16 protein-coding genes are annotated in these 13,563 nt (G+C 72.0%); 8 read left to right on the forward strand and 8 right to left on the reverse strand.

Annotated features, from left to right (window positions below; all coding sequences use genetic code 11):
• The first annotated feature begins 5 nt into the window (after nt 1–5).
• From AC5K6T_RS26250 to AC5K6T_RS26265, 4 genes are all read left to right on the forward strand, one after another.
• Entirely contained in the window at nt 6–221 is a 216-nt protein-coding gene (locus tag AC5K6T_RS26250; protein WP_493212806.1) for a hypothetical protein, read from the forward strand.
• 93 nt (nt 222–314) lie between these two features.
• On the forward strand, nt 315–1,904 hold the full coding sequence (locus tag AC5K6T_RS26255; protein WP_493204997.1) for an IS1182 family transposase: 1,590 nt from the start codon (nt 315–317) through the stop codon (nt 1,902–1,904).
• 360 nt (nt 1,905–2,264) lie between these two features.
• A complete protein-coding gene (locus tag AC5K6T_RS26260) occupies nt 2,265–2,597 on the forward strand; it encodes a DUF952 domain-containing protein (protein ID WP_493212808.1) in 333 nt (110 codons plus the stop codon).
• Between the two features lie 29 nt (nt 2,598–2,626).
• The gene (locus AC5K6T_RS26265) at nt 2,627–2,833 is read left to right on the forward strand and encodes a hypothetical protein (RefSeq protein WP_493212809.1); all 207 of its coding nucleotides are present in this window, start codon (nt 2,627–2,629) and stop codon (nt 2,831–2,833) included.
• Nucleotides 2,834–3,036: 203 nt separating this feature from the next.
• Here the strand turns inward: AC5K6T_RS26265 and AC5K6T_RS26270 are convergent, their stop codons facing one another.
• The 3 genes from AC5K6T_RS26270 to sodN all read right to left on the reverse strand — a co-directional run bounded on the left by AC5K6T_RS26270 (nt 3,037) and on the right by sodN (nt 4,572).
• A complete protein-coding gene (locus AC5K6T_RS26270) occupies nt 3,037–3,453 on the reverse strand; it encodes a VOC family protein (protein ID WP_493212811.1) in 417 nt (138 codons plus the stop codon).
• A gap of 83 nt (nt 3,454–3,536) precedes the next feature.
• Nucleotides 3,537–3,947 carry a helix-turn-helix transcriptional regulator gene (locus tag AC5K6T_RS26275; protein WP_493212813.1) on the reverse strand — a complete coding sequence of 137 codons (411 nt, stop codon included), beginning with the start codon at nt 3,945–3,947 and terminating at the stop codon, nt 3,537–3,539.
• A gap of 229 nt (nt 3,948–4,176) precedes the next feature.
• Entirely contained in the window at nt 4,177–4,572 is a 396-nt protein-coding gene (gene sodN, locus AC5K6T_RS26280; RefSeq protein WP_493212814.1) for a superoxide dismutase, Ni, read from the reverse strand.
• A 143-nt stretch (nt 4,573–4,715) separates the two neighbouring features.
• Here sodN and sodX point away from each other — a divergent pair, with 143 nt between their 5' ends.
• Entirely contained in the window at nt 4,716–5,150 is a 435-nt protein-coding gene (sodX, locus tag AC5K6T_RS26285) for a nickel-type superoxide dismutase maturation protease (protein ID WP_493212816.1), read from the forward strand.
• Here the strand turns inward: sodX and AC5K6T_RS26290 are convergent.
• Nucleotides 5,033–5,683, reverse strand: a complete 651-nt coding sequence (locus AC5K6T_RS26290) for a CGNR zinc finger domain-containing protein (protein WP_493212818.1) — start codon at nt 5,681–5,683, stop codon at nt 5,033–5,035. The two genes, sodX and AC5K6T_RS26290, sit on opposite strands and share 118 nt — an antisense overlap.
• A gap of 121 nt (nt 5,684–5,804) precedes the next feature.
• Between AC5K6T_RS26290 and AC5K6T_RS26295 the strand changes: the two genes are divergently transcribed.
• Entirely contained in the window at nt 5,805–6,575 is a 771-nt protein-coding gene (locus tag AC5K6T_RS26295) for a class I SAM-dependent methyltransferase (RefSeq protein ID WP_493212820.1), read from the forward strand.
• Nucleotides 6,576–6,739: 164 nt separating this feature from the next.
• Here the strand turns inward: AC5K6T_RS26295 and AC5K6T_RS26300 are convergent, their stop codons facing one another.
• Genes AC5K6T_RS26300 through AC5K6T_RS26310 form a run of 3 tightly spaced genes read right to left on the reverse strand, consistent with a single transcriptional unit; the run spans nt 6,740 to nt 9,488 of the window.
• Entirely contained in the window at nt 6,740–7,546 is an 807-nt protein-coding gene (locus tag AC5K6T_RS26300; RefSeq protein WP_493212821.1) for an amino acid ABC transporter ATP-binding protein, read from the reverse strand.
• The gene (locus AC5K6T_RS26305) at nt 7,543–8,481 is read right to left on the reverse strand and encodes an amino acid ABC transporter permease (RefSeq protein ID WP_493212823.1); all 939 of its coding nucleotides are present in this window, start codon (nt 8,479–8,481) and stop codon (nt 7,543–7,545) included. Before AC5K6T_RS26305 ends, AC5K6T_RS26300 begins: the two co-directional genes overlap by 4 nt.
• Before the next feature lie 38 nt (nt 8,482–8,519).
• Nucleotides 8,520–9,488 (reverse strand): ABC transporter substrate-binding protein, encoded by a 969-nt coding sequence (locus AC5K6T_RS26310; RefSeq protein WP_493212825.1) that lies wholly within the window; start codon nt 9,486–9,488, stop codon nt 8,520–8,522.
• A gap of 552 nt (nt 9,489–10,040) precedes the next feature.
• Here AC5K6T_RS26310 and AC5K6T_RS26315 point away from each other — a divergent pair.
• Nucleotides 10,041–11,276: an NAD(P)-dependent malic enzyme gene (locus AC5K6T_RS26315; RefSeq protein ID WP_493212827.1), complete on the forward strand. Its 1,236-nt coding sequence runs from the start codon at nt 10,041–10,043 to the stop codon at nt 11,274–11,276.
• Between the two features lie 196 nt (nt 11,277–11,472).
• Complete coding sequence (locus AC5K6T_RS26320) at nt 11,473–12,438, forward strand: zinc-binding dehydrogenase (RefSeq protein ID WP_493212829.1); 966 nt, start codon at nt 11,473–11,475, stop codon at nt 12,436–12,438.
• Between the two features lie 152 nt (nt 12,439–12,590).
• Here the strand turns inward: AC5K6T_RS26320 and AC5K6T_RS26325 are convergent, their stop codons facing one another.
• Nucleotides 12,591–13,562, reverse strand: coding sequence for a PadR family transcriptional regulator (locus tag AC5K6T_RS26325; RefSeq protein ID WP_493212831.1), 972 nt, complete (start codon nt 13,560–13,562; stop codon nt 12,591–12,593).
• Nucleotide 13,563: the final 1 nt, after the last annotated feature.

The following is a 13,563-nucleotide window of genomic DNA, read 5'->3' on the forward strand; positions in this document are numbered from 1 at the left end:
GAGGCATGGACAGTGCAGCGCCCGGCTGTCCCGTCTGCGGACAGCCCGTCGACCTGGTCGTCCGGCGCCACAAGACACTGGGCGCCTGGGTCCCCCGGTGGGAGCCCGGCCCGTGTCGCAATCCGGACTGCCCGGCGCACCCCGGGGCGGACCAGCCCGGGCACACGGCTCCGCCCAGGCACCACGACCCTCCGCGCGGCCCCGCCACCGGCACGCCCTAGGTGACTGGTGTTAATCGTGTGAGCTCGCGTCGGTTCTTCAACGTGTGCCAGGCTGCTTGGTGTTGGTCGCTGGGTGTGGGGAGAGGTTGAGCGATGGCAGTGGGCCGGACCCCGATGCAGCCGGGGTTGCTCTCCTCCACGGCGGGTTTCTGCGAGGGTCGGCTGGCGCCGAACTCGATCTACGCGGTGCTGCACCGCGAGTGCCGGGCGTTGTTCCCCGATGAGATGTTCGCCGATCTGTTCGCCGAGGACGGCCGCAGGTCGGTGCCGCCGGTGATCGTGGCGGTCGTGATGGTCCTGCAGCGCCTGGAAGGCTTGTCCGACCGTGAAGCGGTCGAGCGGTTCGCATTCGATGTCCGCTGGAAGTACGCCGCCGGCGGGCTGGACTTCGATCATCCCGGGTTCGTGCACACCGTCTTGGTGGACATGCGCGCGCGGCTGGCCGCGTCCGCCCGCCCGGACCGGATCTTCGAGCGGACGGTGGACGTGGCCGCCCAGGCCGGGCTGGTGGGTCGTCGGCGGGTGCTGGACTCGGCTCCGGTCTATGACGCCGTGGCCACGCAGGACACCATCACGCTGATCCGCTCGGCCGTCCGCGGCCTGCTGCGGGCGGCCGATCACGGGCTGCGGGCCGAGCTGCGGGCGCAACTGACCAGCGGCGATGCCTACACCGACACGGCCAAGCCGGTCATCGACTGGACGGACGCCGGTGAGCGGGAGGCGCTGATCGATTCGCGGGCCCGGGACGGGTACGCGCTCTTGGCCGTGCTGGAGGGCCGGGTGCTGGAGCCGGAGGCGGACCAGGCCGCGCGCCTGCTGGCCACCGTGCTCGGCCAGGACCTGGACCAGGACGGTGACGGAGTGTTCCGGATTGCCCGGAAGGTGGCCACGGACCGGGTCATCTCCACGGTCGATCCCGAGGCCCGGCACGGGCACAAAACCGTCAACCGGTCCTTCGACGGCTACAAGGGGCACGTGGCCGAAGACCCCGACAGCGAGGTCATCACCGCAACCGCAGTCACTGCGGGCAACGCCGGCGACGCCGAGCCCGCCGCCGAGCTGCTGGCCGACGTCCTGAACGCGCCCGCCCCGAACGAAGGGGCCGCGGGTGAGCGGGCCGAGGTCTACGGCGACGCCGCCTACGGGACCGGACCGCTGCTGGCCGAGCTGGACGGGGCCGGCGTCGAGGTGATGGTCAAAGTGCAGGCCGCCAACGCGCCCGGCGGACGGTTCTCCAAGGACGCCTTCACCGTCGACCTGGGGGCGGGGCAGGTCACCTGCCCGAACCAGGTGACCGTCCCCATCCGCCCGAAGTCCGACGGCCGTGGGGCGGCCTGCTTCAAGGCCGCCTGCGCCGCCTGCCCGCTCGCGGCCCAGTGCACGACCGCCAGGGACGGACGCGTCATCACCATCGGCCCGCACGAGGAACACCTGGCACGCGGCCGGGCACGCAGCGCCGACCCGGCCTGGCTGGCTACCTACCGGGCCACCCGGCCCAAGGTCGAACGCAAGATCGCCCACCTCATGCGGCGGCGACACGGCGGACGCCGGGCCCGGGTGCGGGGGCGGGCCAAGGTCGCCGCCGACTTCTCCCTGCTGGCCGCCGCCGCCAACATCGCGCGGCTCGGCGTGCTCGGAATCATGTCCACAGCCGCTGGAAACTGGGCCATCGCCACCGGCTGACCGGCCAGCAAGGCCCAGGGCACACACGAACGACCGCACCCGGACGCACCAAACCCTCAACAGCCTCAAGACCAGGCCACGGGCCGCCCGGAGCACCGCCCCGGCGACACGCCCCTGACGCCCCAGTGACGACACCGCACGCCCAGGAAGCCCCGCTTAACACCAGCTACCTAGGGCGTGTTTCGAAAGTAGCGTCGTCTGCCCGAAGGGCAGGTCTGGCGGCGTCTGGTGCGTGCGATCGCAAGGCGGAGGGTCGCCCCGATACTGGATGTATCGGGGCGAGCCCGACAACGCGGCGAGCGTGCGTGCCAGACGCCGCCAGGCAGGCGGGACTTTCGAAACACGCCCTAGTGTGCGGGTATGTCCGAGTCGCCGTTCGTCGTGCACCTCACCGAGCGCTCCCTGTGGGACGCGGCCCGCGAGCGCGGAAGCTACGAGGTCTCCACCCGCGGCCGCACCCTGCGCGAGGAGGGCTTCATCCACTGCTCGACCCGCGCCCAGCTCCCGCGGATCGCCGCCCTCCTGTACGGCTCGTACGAGGGACCCGACGAGTTGGTCGTCCTGGTGATCGACCCGGCACGGCTCGGCGTGCCGTTGAGGTACGAGGCGCCCGAGCCCGGCGCGGAGGAGTTCCCGCACGTGTACGGCCCCGTGCCGGTGGACGCCGTGGTGGCCGTGGAGCCGTGGTCGTGACCGGCCGCGCCGGGCGGTGACGGCGCCGGGTGGCCGGCGGACGGCTGCCCGCCGTCACGGTCGGCGCCCTGCGCACCCTGTGGCTCCAGGACGCCGCCGGGCCGGGCCGGGCCCGGTGGGAGCGGGACCGCCCCGGCCCGTCGCAGTCGTGGGCCGACCGGCGTGCGGGCGTCCCGCCGTGCCCCGTCGTGCCGGACGGACCGGCCGTCTCCCACGCCTACCCCGAGGTGCCCTGAGGCCGTGGCGGTCCGCCGGTGTCCGGGTCCCGGCCCCTCAGGCGGTACAGGCCGCCGGCCGGGTCGCGCGGCACGGTCCGGCGGGGCCGGCGGCCGGCCGGCACGCCCGGCGGACCGGCACGCCCGGCGGACCGGCACGCCCGGCGGACCGGTGGTCGTGCCGGTGTTCGCGGGTGCCGGGCCCGCAGGTCACCGGGGGATGCTCACGGTGCGGGCCGCTCCATGAAGCGCAGCATGTTGCCGGCCGGGTCGCGGAAGGCGCAGTCGCGCACCCCGTACGGCTGGTCGGCGGGCTCCTGGACGACGTCGGCGCCGGCCTCGCGGACCCGTGCGAACAGGGCGTCGCAGTCGGCGGTGGTGAAGTTGACCCCGCGCAGCAGCCCCTTGGCGAGCAGCACCGCCATCGCCTCCCGGTCGGCCGGGGAGGCGTCCGGGTCCGCGGCCGGCGGCTCCAGCACGATCTCGACGTCCGGCTGGGCCGGTGAGCTCAGCGTCAGCCATCGCATGCCTTCGTACTCCACGTCGTTCCTGACCACGAGCCCGAGCACGTCCCGGTAGAAGACGAGCGCCTTGTCGTGGTCGTCGACGGCGATGAAGCACTGCCTGAGTCTGAGGTCCATGCCCTCACGCTAGCGCCGCGACCGGACGGCTTCACCGACGCGCGCCGCCCGGTACGGCACCTCGCCGCCCCGGCCGGCCCCGGCTACGGCCGTCCGCCGCGGGAGGCGTGGCGCGGGCGGGTGTACCTGCGGGCCACGCACGGCGGGATCACCGCGCTCTCCTCGTGCCCGCGCGCCCGGTAGGCGCTCGGCGTCTCCCCCACCAGCTGTGTGAAGCGGGCGCTGAAGGAGCCCAGCGAGGTGCAGCCGACCGCCAGGCAGACCTCGGTGACGGTCAGGTCCCCGCGCCGCAGCAGCGCCTTGGCCCGCTCCACGCGCCGCGTCATCAGATATCCGTACGGGGTCTCGCCGTAGGCCTCGCGGAAGCTGCGCTGGAAGTGCCCGGGTGACATCAGCGCGGTCGCCGCCAGCGCCGTGACGTCCAGCGGCTCCGCGTACTCGCGGTCCATGCGGTCCCGGGCCCTGCGCAGCCGGACCAGGTCGTCCCTGTTCACCGTGCCAGGATGGCACGGACTTCACCGCACGCGTACGGCGCGGGGCGGACCGCGCCGGAACCGGAGACGGAACCGGCGCCGGAACCGGAGACGGAACCGGACCGGGCCTCACCGCGCCGGTGCGGCACGGGCCCGCGCCGCACCGCAAGTGCCGGGAACGCAAAGGGGACGCGGCGGGGACGGGCGGCCCGCCGCCGCGGGCCCCTCCTCGCCGGGGTGGTCCACCCCGTCAGGCCTGCTTGGTCTCCTGGAAGATCTGCGCGACCTGGTCGATCAGGTCCAGGGCCTTCTGGCCGGTCGCCGGGTCGGTGGACCCCTTGGCGGCGGACAGCGCCTTCAGCGTGTCGTTGACCAGCTGGTGCAGCTCCGGGTACTTCTCGAAGTGCGGAGGCTTGAAGTAGTCGCTCCACAGCACCGAGACGTGGTGCTTGGCGAGCTCGGCACGCTGCTCCTTGATGACGACGGCGCGCGCCTGGAAGTGCGGGTCGTCGTTCGCGGCCATCTTCTCCTGGACGGCCTTCACCGACTGGGCCTCGATGCGGGCCTGGGCCGGGTCGTACACACCGCAGGGCAGGTCGCAGTGTGCGCTGACCCTGACCGTGGGGGCAAACAGGCGGGAAAGCATGGAGCGTTCCTTCCTCGTGATCGTCTTCTCAGGTGGGACATTACTCCCTGGGGGATCCGTTTTCGCGTGCCCCCTGGGGCTTAGGTCAAAAGTCCGGGGTCAGACTGAGACTGGTGGAGGAAGAGCCGGGGAGGTGCCGGGTGATGCCGGATCTGTCGCAGGACACCGAGCGCAGGAGCGGGCTGCTGCCCTTCGGGCTGGCCGAGGTGACCGGCCCGTCCATGGTGCCCACGCTGTACCAGGGCGACCGGCTCGTGGTGCACTACGGTGCCCGGGTCCGGGCTGGGGACGTGGTCGTCCTGCGCCATCCGTTCCAGCAGGACCTGCTGGTGGTCAAGCGGGCGGCGGAGCGCCGTGAGGGCGGCTGGTGGGTGCTGGGCGACAACGCCCGGGCCGGCGGCGACAGCACCGACTACGGCGTGGTGCCGGAGGAACTGGTGCTCGGCCGGGCGCGGTTCCGCTACCGGCCGCGCGGCACCGGTCGGCGCGGGGTGCTCTCCGGCCTGCGCTGGGCGCTGTCCGCGGCCCGGCCGGTGCTGTCCGCGAGGCCGGCCTCCTGGCGCTTGCGGGCCCGGTAGGCGGCCACGTTCGCGCGGGTGGCGCAGCGGTCGGAGCAGTAGCGCCGGGAGCGGTTGGTGGAGGTGTCGAGGTAGGCGTTGCGGCACGGTGCCGCCTCGCACAGGCCCAGCCGGTCCACGCCGTACTCGGTGAGGTGGAAGGCCAGCCCCATCGAGGCGATGGCCGCGTAGCCCGCGGTCGCGTTGGACGGGTGGTCGGCCAGATGCATGTGCCACAACGGGCGGCCGTCCTCGTCCCGGTGGTCGTGGCCGGAGATCTGCGGGCTGACCGGGAACTCCAGCAGCAGCGAGTTCAGCAGGTCCACCGCGAGGGTCTCGTCGCCCCGGTCCGCGGCCTCGAACACACCGCGCAGCCGGGCCCGGACCGAGCGGAACCGCGTCACGTCCGACTCGGTGGCCCGCCGGGCCGCGGTCCGGTTGGCGCCGAACAGCTCGCGGACCGCCTCGACGGAGGTCAGCTCGTCCGTGCCCCGGGCCGGCTCCTCGGTGTTCACCAGGCGCACGGCGTAGTCCGAGTAATAGGCCAGTTCCACTTGTAGTCCTTACGGGCGCGTTCTATCGTCGTGACGTGCGGTCGGGTAACGGCTGATCGTGTCTACAGGGTATTACAGGGCGGGTCGGGGCAGGGCGGACATGCAGGGACGGAGCGTATCGATGAAGGACACCGGCACGGCGGCGGCGGGTACCGACTGGCAGGCCTGGCAGCAGAGCTGGGACCGGCAGCAGGAGTGGTACATGCCCGACCGGGAGGAGCGCTTCCGCGTCATGCTGGACATGGTGGAGGCTCTCGTCGGTCCCGCGCCGCGGGTCCTGGACCTGGCCTGCGGCACCGGCAGCATCACCGCCCGCCTCCTCGCCCGCTTCCCCGACGCCACCAGCACCGGCGTCGACCTCGACCCGGCCCTGCTCGCCATCGCCGGGGGCACCTTCGCGGACGACGACCGGGTCACCCTCGTCACCGCCGACCTCCTGGACCCCGACTGGACGTCCGCCCTCCCGTACGACTCCTACGACGCGGTGCTGACGGCCGCCGCCCTGCACTGGATCCACAGCGAGCCCCTGACCGGACTCTACGGCCGGCTCGCCGGACTCCTTCGCGACGGCGGCGTCTTCCTCAACGCCGACCACATGATCGACGACACCACCCCCCGGATCAACGCCGCGGAGCGCACCCTGCGGCACACCCGCATGGATCAGGCCAGGGACCGGGGCGCCCTCGACTGGGCCCGGTGGTGGCGGCTCGCCGCCGAGGACCCGGCCCTGGCGGGGCCGACCGCCCGCCGCTTCGAGATCTACGGCGACCACGCCGACGGCGACACCCCGTCCGCCGCCTGGCACGCCCGCACCCTGCGGGCTCAGGGCTTCACCGAGGCCCGCCCCGTCTGGTGCTCCCCGTCGGACACCCTGCTCCTGGCCCTGAAGTAGCCCCTCGGCCGGCGCGGCCGGGGAAGGCGCACGGGCGGCGCCGGACCGGCCCGCGCGGGACGCGGGAAACGCCGACGGGACGCCGGAACGCCGACGGGACGCGGGAACGCCGACGGGGCAGGGAGAGGTTCCCTGCCCCGTCGGCGTATGCGGAGTCCGGCCGGTCACAGCACCTTGGACAGGAACGCCTTGGTCCGCTCGTGCTGCGGGTCGGTGAGGACGTCGCGCGGGTTGCCCGACTCGACCACCACGCCGCCGTCCATGAACACCAGGTTGTCGCCCACCTCGCGGGCGAAGCCCATCTCGTGGGTGACCACGACCATCGTCATGCCGGATTCGGCGAGGTCGCGCATGACGTCGAGGACGTCACCGACCAGCTCCGGGTCCAGGGCCGACGTCGGCTCGTCGAACAGCATCAGCTTCGGGTCCATGGCGAGGGCTCGCGCGATGGCCACGCGCTGCTGCTGACCGCCGGAGAGCTGCGAGGGGTAGTTCCCCGCCTTGTCGCCCAGGCCGACCCGCTCCAGCAGCTGGGTCGCCCGCTCCCGGGCCTGGCCGCGGCTGACGCCCTTGACCTGGACCGGGGCCTCCATGACGTTCTCCAGTGCCGTCATGTGCGGGAACAGGTTGAACCGCTGGAACACCATGCCGATGTCCCGGCGCTGGAGCGCGACCTCGCCGTCCTTGAGCTCGTACAGCTTGTCGCCCTTCTGGCGGTAGCCGACCAGCTCGCCGTCGACGTAGAGGCGTCCGGCGTTGATCTTCTCCAGGTGGTTGATGCAGCGCAGGAACGTGCTCTTGCCGGAGCCGGAGGGGCCGATCAGGCAGAACACCTCGCCCTGCTTGACCTCCAGGTCGATGCCCTTGAGGACCTCGATGTGCCCGTAGCTCTTGTGGACGCCCTCGGCCTTCACCATGGGCGTGCCGGGCTGCTGCACGGGCGCGTCCGCCTTGCTGAGGTTGTCGGTCATGCCGTGACCCCCTTCGGGCGGCGCGCGGGCAGGACGGCGGCCTTGAAGCGCTGGAGCGGAGTCGGGGGCAGCGTGCGGGTCGAGCCGCGGGCGTAGTGCCGCTCGATGTAGTACTGCCCGACGCTCAGGATCGACGTCATGATCAGGTACCAGGCGGCGGCGAGGAAGTACATCTCCACCGTCGACCCCGCGTTCTGGCCGATGTCCTGGGCTTCCTTGAACAAGTCGTAGAACTGGACCGCCGACAGCAGTGAGGTCGTCTTCAGCATGTTGATGACCTCGTTGCCCGTCGGGGGCACGATCACCCGCATCGCCTGGGGGATGACGATCCGGTACAGGGTCTTCGTGTGGCTCATGCCGAGGGCGTGTGCCGCCTCGGTCTGGCCCTCGTCGACCGAGAGCAGGCCGGCGCGGCAGATCTCGGCCATGTAGGCCGCCTCGTTCAGACCCAGGCCGAGCAGCGCCGTCAGCAGCGGCGTCATGAAGGACGACCAGTAGTCCTTGTAGACCGGACCCAGGTTGATGTACTCGAAGACCAGGCCCAGGTTGAACCAGACGAAGAGCTGGACCAGAACCGGGGTGCCGCGGAAGAACCAGATGTAGAACCAGGCGATCGACGAGGTCACCGGGTTCTTCGACAGGCGCATCACGGCGAGCAGGATGCCGCCCGCGATACCGATCACCATGGAGAGCAGGGTGATCAGCAGGGTCTGCCAGACACCGTGGATGATGCGGTCGTCGAAGAAGTAGTCGGGGATCGCGCCCCAGTTGATCTTTCCTTGCCCGAAGGCGTAGATGATCGCGCCCAGCACAGCCAGCGCGAGGACCGCGGACACGTACCGCCCGGGGTGCCGGACCGGAATGGCCTTGATGGCCTCCGGCCCGGCGGGCGGCGTCGCGCCGGGACCGTCCGTCTTGTTGACGTCAGTGGTCACGGGTGGTGCCTTTCAGAGCCGAGTCGAGCGGTGGTGGTTCAGGAACCACCGTTGACCTTGGACTCGGTGACCGCGCCGTCCGCGACACCCCACTTCTCGACGATCTTCAGGTACTCACCGCTGTCGATGATCGCCTGCATCGCGGCCTGCAGCGCGTCGCGGAGCTCGGTGTTGTCCTTGGCCACGGCGATGCCGTACGGGCCGGCCTCGACCTGCTCGCCGACGATCTCGAAGTACTTGCCGCCGCCCGCGTTCTTCACGGAGTACGCGGCGATCGGGAAGTCGGCGGAGACGACGTCGGCGCCCTTGGCGCGCATCCGGGTCTCGGCCTCGGGGTTGGTGCCGAAGTCCTCGATCTTGAGGGTGCCCTTACCGTCCTTCTTGCACTTCGCGGCCTGGTCCTTGGCGAGGTCGTGGGAGAAGGTGTTGCGCTGCACGGCCATGGTCTTGCCGCACAGGTCGTCCCAGGTCTCGATGCCCTTCGTGTCGCCGGCGTTGGTGTACAGGGAGACGCCCGCGGTGAAGTAGTCGACGAAGTCGACGCCGGCGCCGACCTTCTTGCCGGTGTCGCCGTCTATGCCTTCCTGGCGGTTCTTGGTGTCGGTCATGGCCGACATCGCGATGTCGTAGCGCTTGGCCGCGAGACCGGCGATGAGGGTGTCGAACGTGCCGTTCTGGAACTCGAACTTCACGCCGAGCTGCTTGCCCAGGGCCTCGGCGATGTCCGGGTCGATACCGGCCGTCTTGCCGGAGTCGTCCCGGAACTCCACCGGCGCGTAGGCGATGTCCGAACCGACGCGGACGACGCCCTTGTCGCGGATCGCCTGGGGCAGCTTGTCGGCCAGCGGAGCGGAGTTCTTCGAGGCGGAGTCGCCGTCGTCGGAGCCGCTGGTCTTGGTCTGGTCACCGCAGCCGGTGAGAAGCAGTGCGCCTGCGACCGCGATCGAGCCGACCGCTGCCAGACGGGAGCGCGCGGCGGTCGTACGACGGGTGGTGCCTGCGGTCATGGTGGGTTCCTCCGGCGGATGGGTGGAGTTGCCGATGAGTCGACGAGAAGACGCACCTTCGGGTGTCGCGACCTCGTGTGGTTACGGCATCTTGCCATTCGGACTGAGGTATTCAGGGGGACAGCAATGTCAAAATCGGATAACGGGACACCCTCGAACCGTCCCAGGCCGGTACATCGCGGCTGGATCTTCTCCGGGAATCCTCGGTTCCGGCCGGAAGATCTGCGGTTCCGCCCCTGGTGGGACGGCTCGGCCGCCGCCCCGTGTGACTGCTTGAGCGGTTGTCGAGGGTTTGTCCAGGGCTTGTCCCGATATTCAGGCATGAGTCATGTCACTGGCATGTGACCTTCGCGTTATGGACTCGTCCTCGGCACCGTCCGTCCGGTAAGAAGGTTCTTTACACCCCTCATCCGGGGCCCAGGGCGCGTGTGCGGCGCGCCCGTCGCGTACCTGCCCGATGCATCGATCCGCGAGGGCGTACGCGGTGCCCGCCCATCCCCTTACCGGGGGTGGTCAAACCCTCAACCTTGAATACTTAAGGGGTAAAGAGAAGTGGCAGCGGAGATCGTCAATCCTCGCAGCGACAGTCGGGCCGGTACGGGCCGGGAGGGCGGGGGCGAGTCCCTCGAAGCCTTCGACCTCGACCCGGCGTTCGCGCTGCACCGCGGCGGCAAGATGGCAGTGCAGGCCACCGTGCCGGTCCGCGACAAGGACGACCTGTCCCTGGCGTACACGCCCGGCGTCGCGAAAGTGTGCACCGCGATCGCCGAGCAGCCGGACCTCGTCAACGACTACACGTGGAAGTCGTCCGTGGTCGCCGTCGTGACCGACGGCACGGCCGTCCTCGGGCTCGGGGACATCGGCCCCGAGGCCTCCCTCCCGGTCATGGAGGGCAAGGCCATCCTGTTCAAGCAGTTCGGTGGGGTGGATGCCGTTCCCATCGCCCTGGCCTGCACCGACGTGGACGAGATCGTCGAGACCGTGGTGCGGCTCGGCCCGTCCTTCGGCGGCGTCAACCTGGAGGACATCTCGGCGCCGCGGTGCTTCGAGATCGAGCGCCGGCTGCAGGAGCGGCTCGACGTCCCGGTCTTCCACGACGACCAGCACGGCACGGCGATCGTCACGCTGGCCGCGCTGCGCAACGCCGCCCGGCTGAGCGGGCGCGCGCTGGGCGACCTGCGGGCCGTCATCTCGGGGGCCGGCGCGGCCGGTGTGGCCATCGCCAAGATGCTGCTGGAGGCGGGCATCGGCGATGTCGCGGTGACCGACCGCAAGGGCGTCGTGTCCGCCGACCGCGCGGACCTGACGCCGGTCAAGCGGGAGCTGGCCGAGATCACCAACAAGGCCGCGCTGACCGGCCCGCTGGAGGCCGCGCTGGCCGGCGCCGACGTCTTCATCGGCGTCTCCGGCGGTACGGTCCCCGAGGAGGCGGTCGCCGCCATGGCCGAGGGCGCCTTCGTCTTCGCCATGGCGAACCCGAACCCGGAGGTCCACCCCGAGGTCGCGCACAAGTACGCGGCGGTCGTGGCGACCGGCCGGTCGGACTTCCCGAACCAGATCAACAACGTGCTGGCGTTCCCCGGCGTCTTCGCCGGCGCGCTCCAGGTGCGGGCCTCCCGGATCACCGAGGGCATGAAGCTCGCGGCGGCCGAGGCGCTGGCGTCGGTCGTCGGGGACGACCTCGCGGCCGACTACGTCATCCCCTCGCCGTTCGACGAGCGGGTGGCTCCGGCCGTCACGGCGGCGGTCGCCGCCGCGGCCCGCGCGGAGGGCGTCGCCCGCCGCTGACCGGCCGGCTCCGCGGTGACGGGTGAACCCGGTGGGCCACGGCCCCGCCCCTTCGGGGGCGGGGCCGTCCGCGTCCGTGCGGGCGGCCGCCGTGCTGCGCCGGGGGCCGCCCCTCCGCCGGGCCCTCGGGCAAGAGGGCGTGTGTCACAGGCCTCCGGCGTTCCGCCGGAGGCGCCCGGCCCCTATCGTCGGCGGCATGTTCGCTGTCTACGCCGCCAGAATCGATCGCGACGAGCCGCTGAGCGGCCTGGAAACAGGGGAGCGTCCGGCCCCCGAGGCACGGTCCGGCTGGACGACCGTCGACGTCAGAGCCGCTTCCCTGAACCATCACGACCTGTGGTCCCTGCGCGGCGTGGGCCTCGCCGAGGACCGGCTGCCGATGATCCTCGGGTGCGACGCGGCCGGCGTCGACGCGGACGGCAACGAGGTCGTCCTGCACTCGGTCATCGGGCAGACCGGGTACGGCGTGGACCCGGGGGAGCCTCGTTCCATCCTCACCGAGCGCTACCAGGGCACCTTCGCCGAGCAGGTGGCGGTGCCGGTCTGGAACGTGCTGCCCAAGCCCAGGGAGCTGTCCTTCGCCGAGGCCGCCTGTCTGCCCACGGCGTGGCTGACGGCCTACCGGATGCTCTTCACCAACGCGGGCGTACGGCCCGGGGACTCCGTCCTGGTGCAGGGCGCCGGCGGCGGTGTCGCCACGGCCGCGATCGTGCTCGGCAGGGCGGCGGGACTGCGGGTGTTCGCCACCAGCCGGGACGAGGCCAAGCGCAAGCGCGCGCTGGAACTGGGCGCCGTGGAGGCGGTGGCGCCGGGGGAGCGGCTGCCGCAGCGGGTGGACGCCGTGATCGAGACGGTGGGCGCGGCCACCTGGTCCCACTCGGTGAAGTCGCTGCGCCCCGGCGGCACCATCGTGATCTCCGGCGCCACCAGCGGCGACCGGCCCTCGCACGCCGAACTCACCCGGATCTTCTTCCTGGAGCTCAAGGTCGTCGGCTCGACCATGGGCACCAAGGAGGAGCTGGAGGATCTGCTGGCCTTCTGCGCGACCACCGGGGTGCGGCCCGTCATCGACGAGGTGCTGCCGATGGACCGGGCCCGGGAGGGCTTCGAGAAGATGGCCTCCGGTGAGCTGTTCGGCAAGATCGTGCTGACCGGCTCCTGACCGGCCCCTGACCGGTTCCTGAGCTGCTCCGGACCGCCGGGGCGTGCGGGCGGGCCCGGCAGGCGCCGGCCCGCACGCCCCGCCGCGCCCCACGCTCTCCGGGAATGCTGCCGCCAGGGGCTGCCGCCAGGGGCTGCCGCCGGGCGCTGCCGTCAGTGCTCCGGGGTGCGCAGCAGAGCGCCGATGCGGGCGGCTGTCGCGGCCAGGTGGCGACGGGTGCCGTCGAGTTGCTCCGGGCTGACGCCGTGGTCGCGGGCCGCGTCGCGGATGTCGTCCCGGAAGCGGTCCAGCAGCCGGTCCAGGTCCCGGGCGGGGTCGCCGGTGGGGGACTCGTGGGCCCAGCCGGGCTCGTACTCGGCGGGGAACTCCGCGGGGGTGTCGGAGTAGTCGGGGCGGTCCGCGGGCCGCCCGCCTCGGCCGAGGGGCCGGTCCCGGCCGAACTCACCGAACTCGCGGGCCAGTTCCGTCAGGCCCTCGCGGACGCCGGTGGGCCAGTCGCCGCGGGCGAAGTGATCCTGCACCTGCTCCTGGACCCGGCGGGCGATCCGCTGCATCTCCTCCTGCGCCTGGGCGCGGGCCCGGTCCTGGGCCTCCTTGGCCTGGCGGCGGGCGCGCTGGGCCTCCTCGCGGGCGCGGCGGCTCTCGTCCTTGGCGCGGCGGGCCTGCTCCTTCCACTCCTGCTTGACCCGGCGCATCTCCTCCTTCGCGGAGCGCCACGCCTCCTGCTCGGTCCCCTGTCTGCTCTCGCTCGCGGCGGCCCGCATCTCGCGGCGCAGGTCGCCCGCCGCCCCGCGCACATCGGCCCGGATCTCCGCGGCCAGTTCGGCGACCGACTCGCGGATCTCCAGCTCCAGATCGGCCAGTTCGCCGCTGCGGTCGGCCAGTTCGGCGCGGCCCTCGTCGGTGATGGCGTACACCTTGCGGCCGCCCTCGGTGGTGTGGGTGACCAGCCCCTCGCTCTCCAGCTTGGCCAGCCGCGGGTACACGGTGCCCGCCGACGGGGCGTACAGCCCCTGGAAGCGCTCCTCCAGGAGCCGGATGACCTCGTAGCCGTGGCGGGGCGCCTCGTCCAGCAGCTTCAGCAGGTACAGGCGCAGGCGGCCGTGGGCGAAGACGGGGGGCATG

It is taken from the genome of Streptomyces sp. B8-7, from assembly GCF_058833805.1.